Raw genomic sequence first — 21,909 nt, forward strand, 5'->3', positions numbered from 1 at the left:
TTAGTCACCCAGATATTGAATGGTGATGTGGTAGTTAAAGACGTGCTGTTGGATGCTGATCGGCTCGCGTTTGCCTTTGCGCTGCAGATAGACAATCTCGGTTACCAGCGTACCGCTGGCGTTGCGCAGCTCGCGGCGATCGCCTTTATCCGTCAGCGTCCAGCCCTTCGGCAGCTGCGGCAACCAGGCGCCGATCGGCCAGTGGCTGAGCATCACATCGGCCAGTACCTGACTGGCGGGCGGCAGTTGCGGCACGATAATCGACTGCTCGGTGTGAATACCTGTCTTGTCATAGGTGGCGAGAAACAGGCGGATCCCCACCGACGACAGCCCGGCCAGCGTGATTTTATCCGCGTCGGCGTTGAGCATCACCAGCAGCGATTGCGTCTGGCCGTTGAAGCTGCCGGTCAGCAATTGCTGAGAATTGACCGCCGGAGAAATCCCCGGTGCAGGCAGCGTCACCTTGGTACCCGGCTGCAACCAGGCCTGCGGGCGCGTGCCGTCACTGTTTTGCGTGGAGTGGCTACAGCCTGCCAGCAGCAGAGTCGCCATCAGGGCGAGCGCGCGACCAAACGGGATCATCATCGTTTTCTCTCTCTTTTAGCTGGCATCGCCAGCGGAGCCAGCAGGAAGGCGGTGAAAATACCGCTGACCAGCACAATGCCGAAGCTGCTGATCGCCTGCGTGGCGCTAAAGACCAACATGCCGAGGGTCAGTAAGGTGGTCATCATCGCCAGCGTAATCGCCAGCATGGAAGTAAGCGGTGTACCGCGCGGATTGCTGAAGAACAGGGTGTAGTTAATGCCAATCCCCAGCACCAGCACGAGGGCCAGCAGCGAAAACAGATTCACCGGATGGCCGGTTACCGCCAGCGCTGCCAGACCACAGCCGAGCGACAGCACCGATGGCACCAGGCTTATCAGCCCCTTACGCCAGCCGAGACGCACCATCGCCCCGCAGGCGATCACCGCCAGCGCGACCAACAGCAGGCCCGTCAGCACGTTGCGGTACAGGGAAAACAGGCTGTCGAAGCTCGCTTTGCGATCCACCCACGCCACACCCGGATGCGCTGCCGCCAGTTGACTCAGCGCTGCGCTGTTTTTCACGCCGTCGACCGGCACCAGCACGCCGCTGTGACCGTCGGGCAGCGTCAGCCACAGCAGACGCCAGCCTTCACTCGCCGGGCTGGCGAGCCAGGCGTCTGTGGTCACGGGCATGGCGTTCAGATCGGGTGATACGCTCGTCAGCCCCGCGTCTTGTAAGACTTTCGTCACTGCCGGCGCGGCCTTGTGCAGCAAGGCCAAATCACTTTTCTGCCGCGTCAGCGAGTTCAGGGGAAGGGTGCGGAACGCTTTTATTTCACCGGCTTTTTGCACCTGTGACAGCGCAGGGGTGAAGGCTTCCAGCCGCTCCAGCGTTTGCTGGGCGGAATCACCGTAGACCACAAACCACTTCTGATCGACGCTCTGCCCGGTGAGGGCGGTAATGGTTTTTTCCTGCGCCAGAATCGCTTTCGGCAGCGCCTGGAGCTGGGCGATATCGTCATCCACCCGCAGGCTGGCGATCCCGACCACGGAGACCACGGCCAGCACCAGCGGCAGCCCGACGGAGAGCGCCTTGTTGCGCCGCCAGGCGGCCAGCCAGCGCAGCATCAGCACCATCGCTGGCACCGGGCGAACAGGCAGCCCACGGCACAGCCACGGATGCCAGAAAATCACTGTCAGGCAGGAGGCGCTCAGCCCCACGGCGGCAAACACCGCCATCTGACGAATGCCAGGGAACGGGGCGAGCATCATGATGAAGTAAGCCGCCACGGTGGTCAGCAGGGCCAGCAGCAGGGCGTTACGCACTTTCGCCAGGCTTTGCCACGGCGAATCCTGCGCGCCGTGGACCATCCGTTCGGTCAGGTAATAAAGCGTGTAATCCGCTGAAATCCCGATGATGCTCATGCTCATCACCAGCGTCATCAGATGCAATTCGCCAAAGATTGTCAGCGTGGCGACGGTTCCGGCCAGCGCGCCGATGCCGATGGAAATCAGGCATAACAGCAGCGGGCGCAGGGAGCGGAACACCGCCACAATCAGTAAAATCACCCCCAGAAGGGTGGCGACGCCGAGAGTCGAAATATCCTGTTTTGCCTGCTGGCTGGCGTAGTCGCTGTAAAACACGGTGCCGCGCGATAACAGCTGAGCCTGCGGGAAAGCCGTTTTAAGCTCACTTTCCAGACCCTGTAGCGTTGTCACCAGACGGTGCGTTTGCTGCATATCGAACGAGTCCCCCGCCAGCTCGCCGTGCAGCAGATACCAGTAGTTTCCGGCGGCGTCCTGGGTCACCAGCCAGCCGTCCATTAGCCGCAGTTTTTGGCTGTTTTGCGCCAGCGCCAGCTGCGAACCGCGCATCAGCATCAGCGGGTCGTTTTGCAGCTCTTTGCCGCTGACGCCGGAGAAGGCCGAGTACAGCTGAGATAAGATCCACTGGGCCTGTGCCTCACCGCCGTTTTGCAGGCGGGCGCGGGTGGCGCTGTCGAGCAGGCCGTTACGGTGCTGCCAGAAAAATTCGCCCCAGGCTTTTTGGCTGTTGGCATCCATCGGACCTTTGACCTGGCTGAGGGCGTCCGATTTTTGCAGCAGGGTTAACCACCGCTGAGCCACGCGCGGGTCCGGCGTTTTACCGGGGCTGACCAGCCACACCAGCTGACGGTCCAGACGCTGCATAAACCCGTCGTTGAGCGCAGGCGGGATCGCCCCGAGCGTCTGCTTGGGCAGCATCGCCAGCACGCTGCTGTTGAGTCGCGCGCCGGGCAGCAGCGACAGCAGGACGCCCAGCAGAACCAGGCATACCACACCCCAGAGCAGCGCCGGGCGCCGGGTGTTACGGTGCGGCAAAGCGTTGGCGTTCGTCATGAGTCAGGCTGGCGGGCGTCAGTTGATGGCGGGAAAGGACGATATCTGTGCGGTCGCCCTGCTTGTCGTTGAGCTGGATCGACTCCAGATAGGTCGCGCCACCCAGATTCATAGTGGCGAAAATCTTGTCCAGCGGCGTGGTGATGGGCGTGAGCACCAGCGACCAGCGGCCCGCGCCGAGATCCTTAAAATCAATGCGGAAGTTCTCTTCCAGCACGTGGCGATCGGCCTGGAACAGGGCGCGCAGCAGATGGTTAAACTGGAACATCTGCGGGTTGTTCTCGGCGGTGATCGTCTGCGGCGGCTGGCCGTTGATCGCCTGCACCATGCGTTTGTCGTCCAGCAGCAGGGTCATCGGGAACGGGGCTTTCTGATCCCACAGCAGACCGTCGTCGCGGGCGATCAGCATTTCGCCCTGCGAGCGCAACGGCTGCGGCAGGTCTTTGATGGTGCGGGTCTGCTCGAAATGCGCGCGCACCACGGGCTGCTCGGTAAAGCGCTGCTGCAGTTCATCGAGCGTAACCGCGCTGACCAGCGGGCTGACCAGCAGCGCCAGCAATGGCAACCATTTCATGGCGTAACTCCCATTCGTTCAAACAAAATCGCCGGGCTGACGAAACACAACTCCTGGCTGCTCTCTTCCACGGCCACCTGGATGGTGTACCCGGTGGTGGTTCGCTTTCCGGTTTCGGCGTCGAAAATCTGGTAGGCGATACGCAGGCGGTTTTCAAACTCTTCGATCTGCGCCCGGACGCGGATGCGCTGTTCGAATTTCACCGCATCGCGGTACTTCACCCGCGTATCGACCACCGGCCAGACGTAGCCGGATTCCTTCATCTGCCGATAGCCATAATTAAACTGGTTGAGTAGCGCCTCGCGGGCGATCTCAAAGTAGCGGAAATAGTTACCGTGCCAGACCACGCCCATCATATCCACGTCGTGGAAAGGGACGGTCAGCTCGACGTCAGTCGTAAAACGGGGATCGGTCAGCACCCTTTACTCCTTCTCTTTGGCATCCGGCAGATGCCAGAAATCGAAAAAATTAAACCAGTCGAGCGGCGACATGAGCGCGTAATGCTCGAGGCGTTGTGCATAGCGATCAACGGCCTGCTGCAACGCCTGCTGGCGCTCGCCGCGCGGCAGTAGCAGCGGATCGGCAAAGGTTTCGCAGTGAATGTGCAGCTTCTCCTGCTGGCGCAGCGCGAAAATCAGCTCCACCGGGCAGCGCAGAATAGAGGCGAGAATAAACGGCCCCTGCGGGAACGGAGCCTGTTTTCCCATAAATTCGCTCCAGATCACGCGCCACTCGCCGCCGCGCTGTGGATTGACGGCGATACGATCGCCGACGATCGCCACCCATTCACCGCGATCGAGCTTCTCTTTCAGGGCGATGGCGGTCTCCGGCCCGATATCGGTGACGGGCATCAGGTTCAGCCCGGCCTGCGGAGCCATCTCCTGCATGATCTGTTTAAAGCGCTGGGCGTTATCGCTGAACACCAGCGCGTTGATGGTTTTGCTGCCGTCGAGTTGCGCCAGCGCGCGGCAGGCTTCGACATCGCCGAGATGCGAGGCCAGCAGCAGCTTGCCCTGCGGGGCGTCAACGTTCAGCGCTTCGCGCGCGCCGGGTGCAAAGACCACATCCCGGTTCATCTTTAGCTCGCCGCGCCAGCCCGCGACTTTATCCAGCATCGAATTGCCGAAGCGCATAAAGTGGAAAAAGCTGTTAAAGCGCGGCGGCAGCGGGCGGTTTTGTGCGTGAAGCACGTCAGCCACGCGCGCCAGCCACTGCCGCGACGCCTGTCGCGCCGGGCGGGCGATCAGCCAGTAAACACCGATCACCGGCCACAGCAGCAGGCTGAAGGCGCGGCGTCCAAAAAGCTGCCAGACGCGCAGCATCAGGCGCATGCCCCACAGCCCTTTTACTTCCTGCTGCTCGGCCCAGTGTTCGCGACGGCGACGCAGCAGAAGCGAAGGAATACGCGGCAGCATGCCGAAGAACAGGCGGGTGTGCATCAGGGAGATGCGGACGTTGTCTTTCAGGGCATCGAAATGGGACAGGCCATCGTGGGGATAGGTCACCCGCGTCGGCACAAAATAGCTGGTGTTGCCCTGCCAGTAGAGGCGGACCATCACTTCCGTATCAAAATCCATCCGCTTGCCGAGGGTGGCGTGTTCTGCCAGTTTCAGCGTGGGGGCCACGGGATAGACGCGGAACCCGCACATGCTGTCTTTCAGCTGCAGCGACAGGGTTTCGATCCACACCCAGACGTGGGTGATCCAGCGGCCATAGAGGCGCGAGCGGGGGATCGAATCATCATAAATGGGCTGGCCGGAGATCAGCGCATCCGGGTGGCGTTCGGCCAGCGCTAACAGTTGCGGAATATCTTCAATGGCGTGCTGTCCGTCGGCATCCACCTGCACCGCGTGGGTAAACCCTGCGCGAGAAGCCGCCTCCAGCCCACGAATAACCGCCGTGCCTTTGCCGGCATTTTCCGGCAGCCGGATGAGTGTGACCTGCGGATAGGCACCCGCCAGGCGTTCCAGCTCCAGACGGGTGCGCTCGTCACTGCCGTCATCGACGATCAGGCACGGCAGCGCGCACGATTCCAGCCGCGACAGCACGCTCGCCATCATCGCGCCGTGGTTGTAGCAGGGGATCAGCACGCAGGGGCGGAACGTCAGCGACATAACCGGATCTTCCCGCTGCTGGCGGTGTGGCGCGCGTCGCCGTCGTGACGCTGATAGCTAAAGGTGAGGATCTGGCGTTCGGCATTCCAGTTGAGCGTCAGCGTGACGGTGGCATCCGGCAGCAGCGGCGCCTGGAACTTCACATTCTGAATGCTGTGAAAACGGTATTCCGGAGCCAGCAGCGTGGTGGCGTAGTGCATCACCCAGTCGAGCTGTGCGACGCCCGGCAGCAGCGGCTGCACGGCAAAATGGCCCTGGAACCAGAACAGCATCGGGTCGAGATGCAGGACAATCTCAAGATTCTGTGGCTGCGACTGGTGGCGCTCGATTTCATGGATTTTCATGAAACAACTCCTGTAACTGCGCATAGACACGCTTGTTCATGCTGTTGACGGGCATCTCATCGATGATCCGCCAGTAGCGCGGCACGGCGACCGGCTCAAGCCACGGCAGCAAGGCGCGGCGCCAGGCAAACTCCTGCGCTTTATTGCCCTGCTGATGCAGACGTTGACGCGCGTCGTCGTTGAGCACCAGCAGTACGCCGATACCCTGGCGACCCCCGCGTGTGACGGGCAGGGCGGCGACTTCGCGAATGCCGTCCAGCATCAGCAGACGCTGCTCAATTTCATTGAGCGAAACGCGCTTCTCTTCGATTTTGACCACCCGGCCACGGCGACCGGCGATGCTGAACGTCCCGTTATCCTCAAAGTGCAGGATATCGTCGAGCGGTAGGCCTTCGGCCTCGTGGATCAGCGGCGAGGTGACATGGCAGGTCTCCCCGTCGTGACGGAAATGCACGCCGGGGAACGGAAGCCACGGAATCGACGCCTCCTGACGATGCCGCCAGGCCAGAATGCCGGTCTCAGTGCTGCCGTAAATTTCATCCGGCCAGACGTTCATCCAGCGATGCGTGGCGGTGACATCATCCCACGGCAGCATACCGCCCGCAGAGAGCAGCATCGCCACGGGAGGCGGTGCAAGCTGGGTGTCGAGACGCTTCAGAAACGCCGGACTGCTGATAAATACGTAGCGTCGGTCATGAGGCAGCGCCGCCAGCTGTTCGGCGTAGTAGAGCATTGCCGCGTGCAGCGGCAGCCCCTGCGACAGGGGTAAAAAGATGCGGAACGTCAGGCCATACAAATGCTGTGGCACCACGGAGGCGACAATACTGCAGCCCGTCAGACGCTCGCCAAAACGGTCGGCCAGCAGGCTGGCTTCGCGATCGAGGCGGGCGACAGGTTTTATGATGCGTCGCGGTGCGCCGGTCGAGCCGGAGGTGAACAGCTCGACAAAACTGTCTTCGCCAATCGGCGGCAACGGCGTAAAGGCGTCTGCGCTGCGACGGGCTGAATTCACCACGATCAGACGGCCCTGATAGCTCAGGGTTTGATCGCTCAGCACGCCGCTGAACAGTGCGCGCTGCTCTTCAAGCAGCGACACGCGGCTATGGCCGGGGATCACCGGCGTTTTTCCCGCATGCAGCGTCGAGAGCAGGGCGACGATAAACAGGTAGCTGTTTTCAAAGCACAGCGCCCAGCGCTCGCCCTCCTGCTGACGGAGCATGTTGGTCAGGGAGGAGACGTCGTGACGGAGCTGCCCGAGTGTCCAGGTGTGATCGTCAAGCCAGGCGATCGGCGTATCATCCGGGCGCGGCGCGTTCAGCCACTGCCCCAGAGGAAGGGGTTTAGTCATGTGCTTCACTTTTTTTAATCACCCGTTGACGCACCAGCCACTCTGTCGCCATCAGCGTCCCCATCAGGATGTACGCGATCATGCCGTTCCACAGCGTCCAGAGCTGCATATCGCCGTGGAGGACGGTTAACAGCGCCACCGAACCGTTCAAAATGAAAAACCCGCACCACACGCGGGTGACATTGCGGGTGTAGCGAACGCCTTCCGGCGGCAGTTGGGGATCGCGCAAACGCGCCAGCCGTTCGACCAGCGGCATTGCCGTCCACAGAGAACCGCCAAACACGGCCAGCATCACGAGATTCACCACCACGGGATAGAGTAGCAGCCACTGGTGCGCTTTAAGCAGATAGCTCGCCGTGCAGAGGGCGATGCCCGCCAGCGCCACGCTTTGCACCACAACGCGCATCGGCCCGGCGTTATGCCGCGCCTGACGCAGGCGACAGACCAGCAGTAGTGCCATCAGCGGCAGCAGCCAGTGCAGGCTGTTGTGCGTCAGCCCAAAGCCAATCAGAAATGGCCAGGCGAGCAGCATCAGCCCCGTCAGGAGCGGGATGGCCGGAAAAGATCGTCCGCCACGCATGGCGTCTTACTCTTCGCGCAGAAGCTGTTCTACAGCGTCCACCACGTCCTGAACGGTACGCACCGATTTGAAGGTTTCAGGTTTGATTTTTTTGCCTGTTTTCTTCTGCAGATGAACAATCATGTCGACGGCGTCGATGCTGTCCAGCTCCAGATCTTCGTACAGGCGCGCCTCGGGAGAGATCGCATCCGGTTCGATTTCAAACAGTTTGGTCAGGAGTCCGCAGACTTCCTGATAAATGGCATTTTGTTCTGTCATAGCAAATTCGTTCTCAGGCGCGTTGGGCATGGATAAATGATGCCAGCGTGGCGACGGAATAGAAGTGCTGACGCATCTCTTCGCTTTCCGCAGAGAGCACAACCCCGTACTGGTTTTTCACTGCCAGGCCAAGCTCCAGCGCGTCGATGGAATCGAGGCCCAGGCCATCACCAAACAGCGCCGCATCCGTTTCGATATCGTCGGCGGTAAGTTCGTCCAGATTCAGCGTAGAGATAATAAGATTTTTAATTTCAAGATAAAGCGCTTGCATCATTAATTCCTGACAAAGATTGAAGGCCTGATGTTAAGCGATGCTGCAGATGCCGGTTCAGCTGGCGCGCTGCCAGAGCCGGTTCTTGTTCTGTTGCATCGTAAAAATCATGAATATTGACCCGTTCACGGACATCAACCGTGAAGAAGGGCTTGCGCGGCGGTACGTCGTACCAGCGGCTTTTTTTATCGAGCAGGTGCTCGCTGCAGTGGATCACCACCACCCGCAGATCGCTGCCGCAGCGCACGGCGATATTGGCCGCACCGCGTTGCAGCGTCATCGCTTCCCCGACGCGGGTGCGCGTGCCTTCGGGGAAGATCAGTAAGGTATCGCCCTGTGCCAGACGTCGCTGGCTGGCGGCGAGCAGGGTATCTGCTTCGCTGTTAATCAGATAATCCGCTGCGCGAATCACGCCGCTGACGAAGGGGTTACGCAGCAGGGCGCTTTTCACCAGGCAGTCGGTTTCTGGCATGACCGAGGCGAGGATCACGTAATCAATCAGCGTGGGATGGTTGGCGATGACAAGGCATCCGCGTTCGCTGCGCAGGGCCTCGAGGTTATCAATTCGATAATCCAGCACGCCCGTCAGGCGCATGACGTTCATGAAGAAACGAAAGCTGGCGGCGATACTGCGGCGTGCCAGCCGACGGCGTTTAACGCGATCGCGCTGAACAATCAGCAGGAGATTAAACCAGACCAGCGACAGCAGCAGCCCGCCCACGCCAAACAGCGCGAAGCAGAATCCGGTCATGATCAGACGCCATAGCCGATTAATCGTGCTGGCTAACGCGTTCATGCGCGGGACCACTGCCACAGCAGGCGCTCACCGGAAACCACAAACTGCGGCTCGCCAGTAAGATAACGTTGCAGGAACATCAGGCTTTGCGGCAACGGCGGCTCTTCGCCGAGGCTGCCAGAACGGGTTTCGCAGCGCAGCGCATCACCGGCTTCGATCACTAACGCCATCGCATACGGCCAGGTGGGCATGTGCGCGGGTAAATGAGGGTGGTAAAACACCGGCAGTGAACCGTCGAAATCGACCAGCAGAACGCGTGCGTACCCCGCCTGCAGCATGCACAGCACTTCACATAAGCCCTGCTGGAAGGTGTCCAGCCCGGCGGAGAGGGAAGAGGAGACAATCGGCTGGCGCGCGGCGATAGTGAGATTACCCACGGAAGAGTTGTGCACAGACATGGCGAAATCGGTGGGCGACACGGCCTGATCCGTCGCCAGGGCATGCAGAATGCGGTAGTTGCGCTCCAGCTCGCCGTGACGGCTGGTGTAGACCACGGCGTCGATGGCGTGCTTGCGCAGCATCGACAGCCCGCAATCGACGGCCAGCTTGCTGCCAGAGTTGAGGCGACGCGCGGTCATCATCGGCAAATCAGTCAGTTTTGCCTGTGGCGCAGTGGGATCAATGGCGAGCGAATCGCGTGACCACGCCTGCCATTGTTCGGCATCACTGAGACCCGGCGCTCTGGCCTGCCAGTCGATAATGTTAAGTGCAAATTTCATCTACGCGCGTCCGCGATCTATCGTCATTAAATAACGGCGTCAGCCGTCAGGTATTTCACTGAATTTATTGTTCGTTTTTCTGACAAATCAGTAAGGTATGCCCTAACCCTAAATTGTCCAGTCGCTGCTCTACGTGGAAACCCGCCTGCTCCAGGTAGCGATAAAATTTCTCGGCGCTATAAAAGCGGCTGTTGCCATTCGCCATGCAGGTGAAATAGAGCGAGGTCGCGTTCAGGCTGAACGAGGCCGCTTCGAATTTCTGGGCATCCCAGAACAGCTCCATAATGCATAACCGTGCGCCCGGCTTCATGACCTGAGCCACGTTTCCCAGCATGGTGACAATCTGATCGGGAGAGAAGCAGTCGAGGAACTGGCTCATCCACCACACGTCAGCTTCGCCCGGCAGTGCCGCGTTGCTAAGCATATCGACAGCATGGAACTCAATGCGATGAGATAATCCTGCAATTGCGATATTTTCCTGCGCCAGCGCTATTTGCTGCGGGAGGTCGAGGATCGTAATGGCGACATTTTCATCATAGCGGCAACAGCGTAATGCCCATTTACCGGTATTTCCGCCTACATCGTACAATTTTGTCGGCTTGCTTGCGAATATATATGGCAAAGCGGCATCAAAAGCGGCGTCAGAATAGTAATGATCAAACGCAAACCAACTCTCTTTCGCCTGCGCCGGTAATTGCGACAATGCAGGATAGATAGTCGGCCATTCGCCAAATACCGATAATCCCGCGGGTTTTTCCTGTTTAAGGGAATCGGAGAGGTGGAATAAACCCTGATAACAAACGTCCTGGGTAAAATCCATATTTACGCGGGTCATGGTGTCATGCAGAAGAAAATGGCCTATTTTTGCCAGGTAGTACAGCCCCTCTTTATGGGTAACGATCCGTCCGCTTAATCCCATATCCAGCAGGACGCTCACTGCATATTCATTCAGTGTGCTGTTTTTAACAATCTCATCCAGGCATGCACCCTGTTTTCCCTGTTTATCCAGCCAGGCTAAAACGCCAGAGTTACGCAGACAGAGCGCGGTTTGAAACAACATCGGAGCAAAAGCGATACGTTGTGCTTCTGTAATGGCATCCAGCGCACTGAGCGAATCCGTTTCGTACATTATTGCGTAACCTTTAACTGGTCAGAGAAATACGTTATCGGGCCGATAGCGGCCCGACTTTAAACAAATTTACTGCGCGGCGCTTCTGGCGAGATTCAGCTGAATATCTTTGTCGAGATTGCGAACCCAACGGTTGTAATTTTTATGAATCTTACCGTCGCTGGCTTTCAGGTTCAGGCTATTTTCGTAATTAATTGAATAGCTTGTGGCCGTGTACGGGATGCGCACTTCGGCGCTATGGTCGCGTGCCTGCAGGCGGCCTTTGATCATACCAGGACTGACTTCGGTCATAATCCAGTCGCGCTGAAGACCGGCTTTCAGAATCGCCGACTTAACCTGCTCCGCAGAATGGCCCGCGCTGACAGTAGAATGAACCTGATCAACCGGGGCAGTACGCGCACAGCCTGCCAGCGCACCCATAATGGCAAACGCAGCACACCATTTCACAATCTTCTTCATCAACAACTCCGTATCAATAATAGTGATTTCGTCCGCGATATTCACGCAATATAATCCTTAAGATAAATTGAAACCATTGCGATAAATATCATTCTTGCGTTATTTATTTTTTTTCATTGCCAATTTAACTTTAATTAACGCGATAGCAATGTAGACATCGATTTTGTTATCGGCTTTGCTAAGAGAATATTCACTTAAATATAACAATTATGCCGATTTAAAAAAATCGGCATAGAGTGTATAGACCTGATGAGAAACGTAAACCTACCCCGGTTGGTAGGTTTACGCTAAAAACGTTATCCGGGGAGTCGGCTTTTCGGACGTCCTGGTCCGAGAAGAATCGCCAGTTTCCCGCCGCCTTTCGTGGTCTCCATCCATATTTTACAGACGCTGGTCAGCGGCACCGAAAGGAGCATTCCCACGGGGCCGAGTAACCATCCCCATATTAATAATGATAAAAAGACCACCATTGTCGACATGCCCAGACGGTGGCCCATCATGCGCGGCTCGACGATATTCCCGAGCACCATATGCACCGCCAGAAATAGCGCGCCCACCAGCATACATTCGTAAAAGCCGTTGAACAGAAACGCCTGAATCATCGGCGGCACGGCAGAGAGCACCGCGCCGATGTTAGGCACGTAGTTGAGCAGAAAAGCCAGCACGCCCCACATAAGCGCGAACTGCACGCCCATCAGCGCCAGCCCCAGCCAGACAATCGCCCCGGTCCACAGGCTCAGCAGCGTTTTCAGCGCCAGATAGTGCGAAACACCCTTCAGCGCGCGGTGCAGCCCGGCAATGTGGATTTGCGGATTGTTCAGGGCGAAGCGCAGTTTGTACGGTACGTGGCGCACTTCGAACAGCATAAACACCACCGTCATCACCAGCAGTAAAATACTGGCCATCGCGCCAGAAAGCCCGGTCATCAGGGTGGTGGCGAAGGTCATGACTTTTTCGGAGTCCATGCGTCTCAGCATGCGTTCAGGGGAGATGTGCAAGTTGAGGAACGGCAGCATCTGCTGCAGATCGACAATCTTGCGCGTCAGCTCTTTATTGTATTTCGGCAGCAGGGTGGAGAACTCACTCAGCGACGCCGCCAGCACGCCAAACAGCGCGGTCAGTACGATGAGCATCACAATGACTACGATGGTGATGGCAAGCGGACGCCGCACGCCACGTCGAATAAACCAGGTAACTAACGGATTGAGAACAATGGCAAAAAAAAGCGCCAGCAACAGCTGAACGATAATATCCGCCGCCGCGTGAATGCCAGCGAGAATTACCACCAGACAGGCGAGCTTTAATAAAATGTGGAGGCCCGTCTTGTCGGGCTGGGGGTTGTCATGCTGATTCCTTTTGTTGTGTGCCCGTTAAGTGTAGCGCCTGGAGACCGCTGCGTTTGACGCCGTTAATCTGAAAGTCACTGCTGCTTTTCGCCCCATGACGTGGTAATAGTGAAACACTGTTGCAAAATTCCAGGTAGAACCTCATGCCCGTACCTGCCGCCGAACCGGCGCTGAGCGGATTGCGCCTCAATCTGCGCATTGTTTCTGTTGTCATGTTTAACTTCGCCAGTTATCTCACCATTGGGCTGCCGCTGGCGGTTTTGCCCGGTTACGTCCATGACGTGATGGGATTTAGCGCCTTCTGGGCGGGGCTGGTGATTAGCCTCCAGTATTTCGCCACGCTGATGAGTCGCCCGCAGTCGGGGCGCTACGCGGATCTGTTTGGCCCGAAAAGTATTGTCGTGGTGGGATTGTGCGGCTGTTTCCTCAGTGGCCTGAGCTATCTGCTGGCGGCGACCACCAGCGGCTGGCCGATGGTTAGCCTGGCGCTGCTGTGTCTCGGGCGTGTGATTCTGGGCATCGGGCAAAGTCTGGCGGGCACCGGCTCGACCCTGTGGGGCGTGGGCGTCGTCGGCACGCCGCATATCGGGCGCGTGATTTCGTGGAACGGGATTGTCACCTACGGCGCGATGGCTCTCGGTGCGCCGCTTGGCGTGGTGTGTTACGCGTGGGGCGGGCTGCACGGGCTGGCAATCACCATTATGGTGGTCGCGCTGATTGCAATTTTACTGGCGCTGCCGCGTCCGAAAGTGAAAGCCAACAAAGGTAAACCGCTGCCGTTTCGCGCGGTGCTCGGGCGCGTCTGGCCTTACGGCATGGCACTGGCGCTGGCCTCCGCCGGTTTCGGTGTGATCGCCACCTTCATCACCCTGTTTTACGATGCCAAAGGCTGGGACGGCGCAGCGTTCGCCCTGACGTTGTTTAGCTGTGCCTTCGTTGGCACGCGGTTACTCTTCCCGAACGGCATCAACCGCCTCGGCGGGCTGAACGTGGCTATGATCTGCTTTGCCGTCGAGATTGTTGGCCTGCTGCTGACGGGCATTGCCAGCGAGCCGTGGGTGGCGAAAATCGGCGTGTTCCTCGCGGGCGCGGGCTTCTCGCTGGTCTTCCCGGCGCTGGGCGTGGTGGCGGTGAAAGCCGTGCCACAGCAAAACCAGGGCTCTGCACTGGCGACCTATACGGTATTTATGGATATGTCCTTGGGCGTGACCGGTCCACTGGCCGGGCTGCTGATGGCATGGGCGGGCGTTCCGATGATCTATCTGGCGGCGGCGGGGCTGGTGGGCGTGGCGCTATTGTTGACCTGGCGCCTAAAAAAACGGCCCCCGGCGCAAGCGACGGAGGCCGTTGAATCGTGATGAAAATTATTTGATCACGACGGTATTAATGATGTTTTCCGCAGCGGTTTGCGCCTTCTGCTGATCGTCAGCAGGCAGGGTGATTTGCATGGTCAGCAGTTTGCCGTCCACTTTACCCAGCACCACGGAGGAGTAAGCGGTCTGGCCTTTAGCTGAGATAATGCTGTCCAGCTGTTGCAGGGTGTGGCCTTTCAGTTCGATGGACTTGTTGGTCACGACCTGCAGCTGCGGATCGCGGCTACGCTGTTGATCTTCCAGACGCTTGGTCAGCACGGCCAGGTCTTCGCTGGTGTCGTCACCGACAATCACGATCACCGCTTTCTGCCCGGTGGCGTCTGAATAGACGTGCATGTTGTTCGCCTGGGTACCCAGCTTGCCGCTCTGATCGGTCATATCCGCCGGCAGAGAGAAACTGAGTTTGCCATCCATCAAATTCACCGGTTGTCCGGTGGCGTTACTTTCAGCAGACGCGCCCTGAGCAGGGGTCTTCGTATCGCTATTATCACAGGCCGCAAGACCCACAACCAGCAGGCCAATCCCGACATATTTAACCAGATTGCGCATTGACTTCTTCCTTTCGATAAACGGCCATAACGGCTCATTTGTCCATCTTATCACAACTGATAAAGCGAACCTTTAACCAGCCTGTAATGCAGACATTTCGGATTTATCCGCCAGCCTTTTCAGCAGCATATTCAGCAGCACGCCGTACATCGGCAGGAAGAACACAATGCTGATCAGCACTTTGAAGCAGTAGTCCACCAGCGCGATCTCCATCCAGTGGGCGGCCATAAAGGCATCCGGGCTGCGCCAGAAGGCGATAAAGAAGAAGGCGAGGGTATCGCTGACGTTACCGAACAGCGTGGACGCCGTCGGTGCCATCCACCAGCGGTGGTTTTGTCGCAGGCGGTTAAAGACGTGGACGTCGAGGATCTGCCCCAGCGCATAGGCCATAAAGCTCGCGGCGGCGATACGGGCGACAAACAGATTGAAGTGCGTCAGCGCTTCAAAGCCCTGCCAGCTTCCCATATAGAACAGGGATGAGATGACGTAGGAGATGAACAGCGCGGGCAGCATCACCGCAAAAATAATGCGTCGGGCCAGCGGCGCGCCGAAGATGCGCACGGTCAAATCTGTCGCAAGGAAGATAAACGGGAAACTGAACGCGCCCCAGGTGGTATGGAAACCAAAAATGGAGATGGGCAGCTGCACAAGATAGTTACTGGAGGTGATCACCAGCAGATGAAATAGCGATAGCCAGAACAACGCTTTTACGCGCTGCGATTGAGAGAACTGCGTCATATTGTGACCTTTTTATGATTTGGGGTGAGGGAACCCAATAAAAACCTACCGGGGTAGGGTTTAAAGCCGCCGCATAATACTGCTTTTGGAGGGTATTGCAATGGCTAATTTTCGCGCAATCGTTAACCTGGTTTGCTTTGCCGAAAACGCGGCGTAAACTACAGCCGTTTTTGATGTGAACGAGAAGATGATGACCAACCTGTTTTCCAGCCCTGACCACACGCTTGATGCACAAGGCCTCCGTTGCCCGGAGCCGGTAATGATGGTGCGCAAAACCGTGCGCAACATGCAGACCGGCGAGACGCTGCTGATCATTGCTGACGATCCTGCCACCACCCGCGATATTCCGGGCTTTTGTACCTTTATGGAACACGAGCTGGTGGCGCAAGAGACGCAATCGCTGCCGTACCGGTATCTGCTGCGCAAAGGATAATCGTGGTTGCCGGGTGGCGACGACGCCTTACCCGGCCTACAACATTATCGCGTTTGCCCGGCGGTTATGACTTTCGACGTAACAACCGCAGGGCGTTGGCTGTCACCAGCACCGTCGCGCCCGTATCCGCCAGCACCGCCAGCCACAGACCTGTTATTCCCAGCAGCGTTGTCACCAGGAAGATCCCCTTCAGCCCCAGCGCAATCGTAATGTTCTGACGAATATTGGCGCGGGTGGCGCGCGCCAGGGATATCATCTGCGCAAGCCCGGTCAGACGGTTATGGGTAAGCGCCGCATCGGCGGTTTCCAGCGCCACGTCGGTGCCGCTGCCCATCGCAATCCCAATCGTCGCGGCTTTCATCGCCGGGGCGTCGTTAATGCCGTCGCCGACCATTGCCAGCGGTGCCTGAGCGTTTAGCCCGGTAACAGCCTGCACTTTATCTGCTGGCAACAATCCTGCCCGGTATTCCAGATCAAGCTCACTGGCAATTGCAGCCGCTGCACGTGGGTTATCGCCAGTCAAAATCACACCCTGAATACCGAGCTTATGCAGTGCCGCCACGGCCTCTTTGGCATCGTCACGCAGGGTATCGCGCAGGGCCAGAACCCCTTTTGCCACACCGTCGACAACGACGATCACCACCGTCTGCCCGGCCTGTTCCAGCTCGCGGATCTGCGGGCTAAATGCGTCAGCGGGGAATTTATCGGCGGCACAGATCAGCACCTGGCGTCCTTCGACCACCGCTTCGATCCCTGACCCCATTAGCGCGCGCTGCGCGCTGGCTGCGGGGATAGTCAGCCCGCGCGACTGGGCCTCACGCACAATCGCCTGCGCCAGGGGATGGGTAGATCCCTGCTCAACGGCGGCGGCCAGTGACAGCAATGCGTCGTCGGCAGGATAAATTCCGGTAACCTGCGGTTTGCCAACCGTCAGGGTCCCGGTTTTGTCGAAGGCAATCTGCTGAACCTGGCTGAACTGCTCCAGCGCGGCACCGCCTTTAATCAGCGCTCCGCGTCGCGCGGCTGCCGCCAGACCTGAGGTAATGGCCGCAGGTGTTGAGATCACCAGCGCACACGGACAGCCGATCAGCAGCAGCGTCAGCCCTTTATAAATCCAGGCCTCCCACGGGGCGCTGAACAGCAGCGGCGGAACCACCGCCACCAGCAGGGCAATCAGCATAATCACCGGCGTGTAAATGCGGCTGAAGCGATCGATAAAGCGCTCGACGGGCGCGCGGCGCTCTTCGGCTTCTTCGATGAGCTTCAGAATCCGGTCAATGGCGCTGTCGCCCGGTTCGGACAGCACCGTGAACTGCACCAGACGGTCCACGCTGGTGGCCCCGGCAGGGACTTTCTCGCCCGTCTCACGTTCGACAGGAATTGATTCCCCGGTCAGGGCGCTTTCATCGAAACTGGCGTTTGCGGTGATGAGCGTACCGTCCGCAGGCAGACGGCCTCCGGCAGCCACTTCCATTACATCGCCGGGGCGAAGTGTAGTGATGGCGACAGTTTTTCGTTCTCCGTCGACCACGACCGTTGCCGTTTCCGGTTTCAACGCCATTAACGCGCTGACCCCTTTGCGTGCGCGGCTCGCCGCCCAACCTTCAAGGCGTTCGCCAATCAGGAACAGCAGCAGGACCATCGCCGCTTCTGCCGTCGCACCAATAAACAGCGCGCCAATCGCCGCGACGCTCATCAGTGTTTCAATGGCGAACCAGCTGCCGCTTTTCATCAGGCGCAGGGCCTGACGGGCAATCGGGAACAGGCCGACCAGGGTCGTTGCGATAAACGCCAGATTACCGAACGGATGATTAAAGTGTTCCAGCGTCCAGCTCAGCGCCATCATAATGATCAGCGTAATGAGCGGCAGATTTTCCCGCAGGGGAGAGGTTTTTTCGGCAGGCGTCTGCTCGCTGCGCAGGGAATAGCCCGCGCGGGTGACGGCCGCTTCGACTTGCGCACTGACATCTTTTTCAGCGCTGATGAGCAGCTTTTCGGTCGCGAACAGCACCTGAACGTGGCTAACGCCAGTCACCTGTTTGACAGCGTTTTCGACTTTGCGCGCGCAGGCGGCGCAGTCCATCCCGTTGACGATCCAGGTGTAGCGCTCGCCGTTTTCAGGCAGCACGGGTGCCGTCTGGGTTTCGCATCCGCTGTCGCAGCAACAGTCGTCTTTCGCAGGCGCGGGGCTGAGTTTCAGCGCCGAGAATTGCGGCACTTTTTTCGGTGTTTCTGGAGTCGACATGGCACTCTCCGGTAATGATAATTTTCTCATTAACCGCAGCATACACTCTGGAGTCGACTCCAGAGTCAAGCACTATTAAATATACAGCGAGCGGACTATCAGGAAATGCCCGGCGAAGTAGCAGGCGGCGGCGATAGCGTTATCCGCGCGGAAGCGACGGCGGTAGTGACTTCCCAGCCAGACAATATTCCCAATCAGCAGCAGGGCGGCACCGAAGAACGCCGACATTGCAGGTGACGTAGGGCGGAAGAACCACAGTTCACCGGCGAGCCAGACCATCACCAGCGTCATGGCGATAAAGGTACAGACCGGCCAGCGCATCTCCTCCAGCCGTGTCCAAATCACCGCCACCAGCAGCGCGCCCATGACCAGTAAGATCAGCGGCAGCGGCCAGAAGAAGGAGAGGGTCATCTGGCTGGCGAAGTAGATGGTATAGAGCAGATGGGAAAGGAAAAATGCCCCGATGGCATACAGCAAACGCTGGCGCGGCAGCAGGGTAAGCGCGTCACCAATCAGCGAGGCGCACAGACCTGCGAGCACCAGATAGCTCACGGCGTTGAACATCGGCGCCTGCCAGGCGAGCAGCAGCAGGAGCAGCAGTGTCACCGGTTTAAACAGCCAGCGCTGCCACGTTGGACCGCGATACGACGCATCGACATAAAGCCATGCGGAAAAACAGACAGCGATAAATGACCAAAGCATATTAACTCCCTGTATCTGTTATTTTTGAATCATACATTCTGATTCAGTGTAGTGACGCGAGCAGGCGTTTGGCAATGCCGGATAAGCCGCGGTATCCTGATTTCCGCATAATCTGATGGGATTCAACAATGAGCAAAATGCCGCTTTTCTTCGTGGTGGTGGTGGCCATCATCGTCATCGCCGCTTCGTTTCGCTTTGTGCAGCAGCGCCGCGAAAAAGCCGATAATGACGCCGCGCCGCTATTACAAAAACGGGTGGTGGTGAGCAATAAGCGCGAGAAAGCGCTTAATGAGCGCCGTTCCCGGCAGCAACAGGTGACGCCAGCAGGCGCGTTAATGCGCTATGAGGCAAGCTTTAAGCCGCAGGGCGGTGGGCTGGAGATGACGTTTCGTCTCGACGAGAAGCAGTACCATCAGCTGACGGTGGGGGATCGCGGGCTGTTGAGCTATAAGGGATCGCGGTTTGAAGGGTTTGCGGTCGAGCCGTAACTCGCCGGGTGGCCCGGTCTACAAAAGCTGTACACCGGGCTGCATACGACTTATTTCTTCGCCTGTGCTTTAAACTTTTTCATCCACTCCAGCAGCTCGAACACGCCGAAAATAAAGACGCGCAGTTGCTGCCAGCCAGTCATCGGCGGCCCGTCTTTCGGCAGACCGTTTTTCAGCATCACCATCTGCAGGGCGTGCATAAAGGCGGTGAAAATCAGCGCCACGTTGACGAAAATGTTCATCGGACGTGGGAATGGGTGGACGAGGTTCAGGAGCAGAAACGCCCAGACGCCCAACATCAGCAAACGGCCAAGATTAATCAGAACTGGCATCAGGCTCTCCTTCTACTTCACGGTGATACAAACGATAGGCGACCTGCCCTGCGACCTGCTCGCGGTGCAGATCCCAGTGAACGGGAACCGGCGGAAGGCCATTTTCCACTTCACTTTCGACATAAATAAGCGCGTCATCCGCCAGCCAGCCGTTGTTTTCCAGCAGCGTCAGCGTCTCTTCCAGCAGCCCCTTGCGGAACGGCGGGTCGATAAATACCACGTCGTGCGGCGTGCCCTTTTGCGCGAGGAACGACAGAGTATTGGTATTCACCACGTTGCCGTTGGTTGCTTTGAGGGTCGCCAGATTTTGCTGCAACTGCTGCGCAACGCCGCGCTCCATTTCCAGCAGGGTAGCGCTTGCGGCATAACGCGACAGCGCTTCAAGGCCGAGCGCGCCGCTTCCGGCAAAACAGTCCAGGCAGCGGGCGTCAACCATCGATGGAGCCAGCCAGTTAAATAGCGTCTCGCGGACGCGATCGGTTGTCGGGCGCAGCCCAGGGCTGTCGGGCACAGGCAGTTTGCGGCCTCGCCACTGGCCGCCAATAATGCGAATTTGTCCGGCCGGGCGGTTCGTTTTCTTCATTTCAGGAAAGCTCTGCTAACAATTGGCCTGCGATTCCAGGCGGTGATGTTAATTAGGTAAAGTGTTAGACTATTTCATCATTTTTATAGCTTCCATGTATATAGCACCGCGAGGAGTGTCGTCGCAGATGGCAAAACAAAAAAAACGTGGCTTCTTTTCCTGGCTGGGCTTCGGCGAAAAAGAGCAAGAAACAGAACAGAAAATCGAAGAACAGCAAGCGGTTGAAGAGCAGTCACAGCCCGAAACGCCTGTTGAAACCGCCGCGGTTGTAGAAGCGGAAGAGCCCGCGCACAGCAAAGAAGAGATCGACTCCTTCGCTGAAGACGTGGTTGAGGTAACCGAACAGATTCAGGAGATCGAGAAACCGGAGCCGGTGATTGTTCCTCAGGCGGTCGAGGTTGTCGTTGAGCCGGTTGTTGAAGAAGCGCCTCATGCCGTGATTGAGCACGAAGAGCTACCGCTGCCGGAAGAGGTCAAAGCCGAAACGATCGCGCCAGAAGAGTGGCAGGCGGAAGCGGAAACCGTAGAGATCGTTGAAGCCGTTGAAGAAGCGGAAAACGCGCCTGAAATCACCGATGAAGAGCTGGAAGCCCAGGCGCTGGCCGCCGAGGCCGCAGAAGAAGCGGTGATCGTGGTGCCGGTCGAAGAGACGGAAGATGAGGCCCCGGCGGAAGAGATCGTTCAGGAGCAGGAAAAACCGACCAAAGAAGGTTTCTTCGCGCGTCTGAAACGCAGCCTGGTCAGAACCAAAGAAAACCTCGGTTCCGGATTTATCAGTCTGTTCCGTGGCAAAAAAATCGACGATGATCTGTTTGAGGAGCTGGAAGAGCAGCTGCTGATTGCCGATGTCGGCGTGGAAACCACGCGCAAAATTATCGCGAAACTGACGGAAAGCGCGAGCCGTAAACAGCTGCGTGATGCCGAGGCGCTGTACGGCCTGCTGAAAGACGAGATGGGCGAAATTCTCGCAAAAGTCGACGAACCGCTTAATATTGAAGGCAAAACGCCTTTTGTTATTCTGATGGTGGGCGTTAACGGCGTCGGGAAAACCACCACTATCGGTAAGCTGGCGCGTCAGTTTGAGCAGCAGGGCAAATCGGTGATGCTGGCGGCGGGCGATACCTTCCGTGCAGCGGCCGTCGAGCAGCTGCAGGTCTGGGGTCAGCGCAACAACATTCCGGTGGTTGCGCAACACACTGGCGCAGATTCTGCGTCCGTGATTTTCGATGCCATCCAGGCGGCGAAAGCGCGAAATATCGATGTGCTGATTGCGGATACCGCAGGGCGTTTGCAGAATAAATCGCACCTGATGGAAGAGCTGAAGAAAATCGTCCGCGTGATGAAGAAGCTGGACGAAGACGCACCGCATGAAATTATGCTGACCATTGATGCCAGCACCGGACAGAACGCCATCAGCCAGGCGAAACTGTTTGATGAAGCGGTCGGGCTGACCGGGATTACGCTGACCAAACTGGACGGCACCGCCAAGGGGGAGTGATCTTCTCCGTGGCGGATCAGTTCGGCATCCCAATCCGTTACATCGGTGTCGGCGAACGTATCGAGGATTTGCGTCCGTTTAAATCGGACGACTTTATTGAGGCACTATTTGCCCGAGAGGATTAACA

General features: G+C 58.1%; 23 protein-coding genes and 2 pseudogenes. 4 read left to right on the forward strand and 21 right to left on the reverse strand.

The genetic code is table 11. From position 1 onward, the window contains the following. The 15 genes and pseudogenes from DAI21_RS05855 to DAI21_RS05925 all read right to left on the reverse strand — a co-directional run. On the reverse strand, positions 1–582 hold the full coding sequence (locus tag DAI21_RS05855) for a DUF3261 domain-containing protein (RefSeq protein ID WP_107702681.1): 582 nt from the start codon (positions 580–582) through the stop codon (positions 1–3). Then, on the reverse strand, positions 582–2,903 hold the full coding sequence (locus DAI21_RS05860) for an MMPL family transporter (protein WP_107702682.1): 2,322 nt from the start codon (positions 2,901–2,903) through the stop codon (positions 582–584). The genes DAI21_RS05855 and DAI21_RS05860 overlap by 1 nt, the downstream gene beginning before the upstream one ends. Next, on the reverse strand, positions 2,872–3,477 hold the full coding sequence (locus DAI21_RS05865; protein ID WP_107702683.1) for an outer membrane lipoprotein carrier protein LolA: 606 nt from the start codon (positions 3,475–3,477) through the stop codon (positions 2,872–2,874). Before DAI21_RS05865 ends, DAI21_RS05860 begins: the two co-directional genes overlap by 32 nt. Further along, complete coding sequence (locus tag DAI21_RS05870) at positions 3,474–3,896, reverse strand: thioesterase family protein (RefSeq protein ID WP_102105299.1); 423 nt, start codon at positions 3,894–3,896, stop codon at positions 3,474–3,476. Before DAI21_RS05870 ends, DAI21_RS05865 begins: the two co-directional genes overlap by 4 nt. A 3-nt stretch (positions 3,897–3,899) precedes the next feature. Then, positions 3,900–5,591: a glycosyltransferase gene (locus DAI21_RS05875; RefSeq protein WP_107702684.1), complete on the reverse strand. Its 1,692-nt coding sequence runs from the start codon at positions 5,589–5,591 to the stop codon at positions 3,900–3,902. Next, on the reverse strand, positions 5,582–5,935 hold the full coding sequence (locus tag DAI21_RS05880) for a hydroxymyristoyl-ACP dehydratase (protein ID WP_100778534.1): 354 nt from the start codon (positions 5,933–5,935) through the stop codon (positions 5,582–5,584). Before DAI21_RS05880 ends, DAI21_RS05875 begins: the two co-directional genes overlap by 10 nt. Continuing rightward, on the reverse strand, positions 5,922–7,283 hold the full coding sequence (locus tag DAI21_RS05885; RefSeq protein ID WP_107702685.1) for an AMP-binding protein: 1,362 nt from the start codon (positions 7,281–7,283) through the stop codon (positions 5,922–5,924). Before DAI21_RS05885 ends, DAI21_RS05880 begins: the two co-directional genes overlap by 14 nt. Continuing rightward, complete coding sequence (locus DAI21_RS05890) at positions 7,276–7,863, reverse strand: hypothetical protein (protein ID WP_107702686.1); 588 nt, start codon at positions 7,861–7,863, stop codon at positions 7,276–7,278. Before DAI21_RS05890 ends, DAI21_RS05885 begins: the two co-directional genes overlap by 8 nt. A gap of 6 nt (positions 7,864–7,869) precedes the next feature. After that, complete coding sequence (locus DAI21_RS05895; protein WP_100780796.1) at positions 7,870–8,121, reverse strand: acyl carrier protein; 252 nt, start codon at positions 8,119–8,121, stop codon at positions 7,870–7,872. Between the two features lie 13 nt (positions 8,122–8,134). Continuing rightward, complete coding sequence (locus tag DAI21_RS05900; protein WP_100778537.1) at positions 8,135–8,392, reverse strand: phosphopantetheine-binding protein; 258 nt, start codon at positions 8,390–8,392, stop codon at positions 8,135–8,137. Then, on the reverse strand, positions 8,373–9,188 hold the full coding sequence (locus DAI21_RS05905; protein ID WP_100778538.1) for a 1-acyl-sn-glycerol-3-phosphate acyltransferase: 816 nt from the start codon (positions 9,186–9,188) through the stop codon (positions 8,373–8,375). Before DAI21_RS05905 ends, DAI21_RS05900 begins: the two co-directional genes overlap by 20 nt. Continuing rightward, positions 9,185–9,907: a beta-ketoacyl synthase chain length factor gene (locus DAI21_RS05910; RefSeq protein WP_102105304.1), complete on the reverse strand. Its 723-nt coding sequence runs from the start codon at positions 9,905–9,907 to the stop codon at positions 9,185–9,187. The genes DAI21_RS05905 and DAI21_RS05910 overlap by 4 nt, the downstream gene beginning before the upstream one ends. 64 nt (positions 9,908–9,971) lie before the next feature. Then, entirely contained in the window at positions 9,972–11,036 is a 1,065-nt protein-coding gene (locus DAI21_RS05915) for a methyltransferase (RefSeq protein WP_107702687.1), read from the reverse strand. A gap of 69 nt (positions 11,037–11,105) precedes the next feature. Further along, complete coding sequence (locus tag DAI21_RS05920) at positions 11,106–11,495, reverse strand: hypothetical protein (protein ID WP_107704220.1); 390 nt, start codon at positions 11,493–11,495, stop codon at positions 11,106–11,108. A 296-nt stretch (positions 11,496–11,791) separates the two neighbouring features. After that, positions 11,792–12,838: pseudogene (locus tag DAI21_RS05925) on the reverse strand (AI-2E family transporter); the annotation flags it as partial. A gap of 146 nt (positions 12,839–12,984) precedes the next feature. Here DAI21_RS05925 and DAI21_RS05930 point away from each other — a divergent pair. Further along, the gene (locus DAI21_RS05930; RefSeq protein ID WP_107702689.1) at positions 12,985–14,199 is read left to right on the forward strand and encodes an MFS transporter; all 1,215 of its coding nucleotides are present in this window, start codon (positions 12,985–12,987) and stop codon (positions 14,197–14,199) included. Between the two features lie 6 nt (positions 14,200–14,205). Here DAI21_RS05930 and DAI21_RS05935 read toward each other — a convergent pair whose 3' ends face one another. Continuing rightward, on the reverse strand, positions 14,206–14,763 hold the full coding sequence (locus DAI21_RS05935; protein ID WP_100778543.1) for a DcrB family lipoprotein: 558 nt from the start codon (positions 14,761–14,763) through the stop codon (positions 14,206–14,208). Positions 14,764–14,835: 72 nt separating this feature from the next. Next, positions 14,836–15,501 (reverse strand): 7-cyano-7-deazaguanine/7-aminomethyl-7-deazaguanine transporter, encoded by a 666-nt coding sequence (locus DAI21_RS05940; RefSeq protein WP_100778544.1) that lies wholly within the window; start codon positions 15,499–15,501, stop codon positions 14,836–14,838. Positions 15,502–15,691: 190 nt separating this feature from the next. Here DAI21_RS05940 and tusA point away from each other — a divergent pair, with 190 nt between their 5' ends. Continuing rightward, positions 15,692–15,934, forward strand: coding sequence for a sulfurtransferase TusA (gene tusA / locus DAI21_RS05945; RefSeq protein ID WP_100778545.1), 243 nt, complete (start codon positions 15,692–15,694; stop codon positions 15,932–15,934). A 64-nt stretch (positions 15,935–15,998) separates the two neighbouring features. Here the strand turns inward: tusA and zntA are convergent, their stop codons facing one another. After that, positions 15,999–18,179 (reverse strand): Zn(II)/Cd(II)/Pb(II) translocating P-type ATPase ZntA, encoded by a 2,181-nt coding sequence (zntA, locus tag DAI21_RS05950; protein ID WP_107702690.1) that lies wholly within the window; start codon positions 18,177–18,179, stop codon positions 15,999–16,001. Between the two features lie 75 nt (positions 18,180–18,254). Further along, the gene (locus tag DAI21_RS05955) at positions 18,255–18,881 is read right to left on the reverse strand and encodes a lysoplasmalogenase (RefSeq protein WP_100778547.1); all 627 of its coding nucleotides are present in this window, start codon (positions 18,879–18,881) and stop codon (positions 18,255–18,257) included. 128 nt (positions 18,882–19,009) lie between these two features. Between DAI21_RS05955 and DAI21_RS05960 the strand changes: the two genes are divergently transcribed. Continuing rightward, on the forward strand, positions 19,010–19,369 hold the full coding sequence (locus DAI21_RS05960) for a DUF2500 domain-containing protein (protein WP_107702691.1): 360 nt from the start codon (positions 19,010–19,012) through the stop codon (positions 19,367–19,369). A 50-nt stretch (positions 19,370–19,419) separates the two neighbouring features. On the opposite strand, the gene DAI21_RS05965 is transcribed toward DAI21_RS05960, so the two are convergent. Together DAI21_RS05965 and rsmD are read right to left on the reverse strand one after the other, a co-directional pair. After that, positions 19,420–19,701 (reverse strand): DUF1145 family protein, encoded by a 282-nt coding sequence (locus DAI21_RS05965; protein ID WP_107702692.1) that lies wholly within the window; start codon positions 19,699–19,701, stop codon positions 19,420–19,422. Then, on the reverse strand, positions 19,685–20,284 hold the full coding sequence (gene rsmD, locus DAI21_RS05970) for a 16S rRNA (guanine(966)-N(2))-methyltransferase (protein WP_100778550.1): 600 nt from the start codon (positions 20,282–20,284) through the stop codon (positions 19,685–19,687). Before rsmD ends, DAI21_RS05965 begins: the two co-directional genes overlap by 17 nt. Before the next feature lie 127 nt (positions 20,285–20,411). Between rsmD and ftsY the strand changes: the two are divergent. Beyond that, positions 20,412–21,907 (forward strand): annotated as a pseudogene (gene ftsY, locus DAI21_RS05975) (signal recognition particle-docking protein FtsY). The last annotated feature ends 2 nt before the right edge of the window (positions 21,908–21,909 follow it).

The organism is Lelliottia sp. WB101 (assembly GCF_003051885.1).
In the GTDB taxonomy this organism is placed as follows: domain Bacteria; phylum Pseudomonadota; class Gammaproteobacteria; order Enterobacterales; family Enterobacteriaceae; genus Enterobacter; species Enterobacter nimipressuralis.

Excerpts from the sequence above, each read along its gene's own strand:
- DAI21_RS05855 (WP_107702681.1), bottom strand. The coding sequence starts at position 582 with ATGATCCCGTTTGGTCGCGCGCTCGCCCTGATGGCGACTCTGCTGCTG.
- DAI21_RS05860 (WP_107702682.1), bottom strand. The coding sequence starts at position 2,903 with ATGACGAACGCCAACGCTTTGCCGCACCGTAACACCCGGCGCCCGGCG.
- DAI21_RS05865 (WP_107702683.1), bottom strand. The coding sequence starts at position 3,477 with ATGAAATGGTTGCCATTGCTGGCGCTGCTGGTCAGCCCGCTGGTCAGC.
- DAI21_RS05875 (WP_107702684.1), bottom strand. The coding sequence starts at position 5,591 with ATGTCGCTGACGTTCCGCCCCTGCGTGCTGATCCCCTGCTACAACCAC.
- DAI21_RS05880 (WP_100778534.1), bottom strand. The coding sequence starts at position 5,935 with ATGAAAATCCATGAAATCGAGCGCCACCAGTCGCAGCCACAGAATCTT.
- DAI21_RS05885 (WP_107702685.1), bottom strand. The coding sequence starts at position 7,283 with ATGACTAAACCCCTTCCTCTGGGGCAGTGGCTGAACGCGCCGCGCCCG.
- DAI21_RS05890 (WP_107702686.1), bottom strand. The coding sequence starts at position 7,863 with ATGCGTGGCGGACGATCTTTTCCGGCCATCCCGCTCCTGACGGGGCTG.
- DAI21_RS05895 (WP_100780796.1), bottom strand. The coding sequence starts at position 8,121 with ATGACAGAACAAAATGCCATTTATCAGGAAGTCTGCGGACTCCTGACC.
- DAI21_RS05900 (WP_100778537.1), bottom strand. The coding sequence starts at position 8,392 with ATGCAAGCGCTTTATCTTGAAATTAAAAATCTTATTATCTCTACGCTG.
- DAI21_RS05905 (WP_100778538.1), bottom strand. The coding sequence starts at position 9,188 with ATGAACGCGTTAGCCAGCACGATTAATCGGCTATGGCGTCTGATCATG.
- DAI21_RS05910 (WP_102105304.1), bottom strand. The coding sequence starts at position 9,907 with ATGAAATTTGCACTTAACATTATCGACTGGCAGGCCAGAGCGCCGGGT.
- DAI21_RS05915 (WP_107702687.1), bottom strand. The coding sequence starts at position 11,036 with ATGTACGAAACGGATTCGCTCAGTGCGCTGGATGCCATTACAGAAGCA.
- DAI21_RS05920 (WP_107704220.1), bottom strand. The coding sequence starts at position 11,495 with ATGAAGAAGATTGTGAAATGGTGTGCTGCGTTTGCCATTATGGGTGCG.
- DAI21_RS05930 (WP_107702689.1), top strand. The coding sequence starts at position 12,985 with ATGCCCGTACCTGCCGCCGAACCGGCGCTGAGCGGATTGCGCCTCAAT.
- DAI21_RS05935 (WP_100778543.1), bottom strand. The coding sequence starts at position 14,763 with ATGCGCAATCTGGTTAAATATGTCGGGATTGGCCTGCTGGTTGTGGGT.
- DAI21_RS05940 (WP_100778544.1), bottom strand. The coding sequence starts at position 15,501 with ATGACGCAGTTCTCTCAATCGCAGCGCGTAAAAGCGTTGTTCTGGCTA.
- tusA (WP_100778545.1), top strand. The coding sequence starts at position 15,692 with ATGACCAACCTGTTTTCCAGCCCTGACCACACGCTTGATGCACAAGGC.
- zntA (WP_107702690.1), bottom strand. The coding sequence starts at position 18,179 with ATGTCGACTCCAGAAACACCGAAAAAAGTGCCGCAATTCTCGGCGCTG.
- DAI21_RS05955 (WP_100778547.1), bottom strand. The coding sequence starts at position 18,881 with ATGCTTTGGTCATTTATCGCTGTCTGTTTTTCCGCATGGCTTTATGTC.
- DAI21_RS05960 (WP_107702691.1), top strand. The coding sequence starts at position 19,010 with ATGAGCAAAATGCCGCTTTTCTTCGTGGTGGTGGTGGCCATCATCGTC.
- DAI21_RS05965 (WP_107702692.1), bottom strand. The coding sequence starts at position 19,701 with ATGCCAGTTCTGATTAATCTTGGCCGTTTGCTGATGTTGGGCGTCTGG.
- rsmD (WP_100778550.1), bottom strand. The coding sequence starts at position 20,284 with ATGAAGAAAACGAACCGCCCGGCCGGACAAATTCGCATTATTGGCGGC.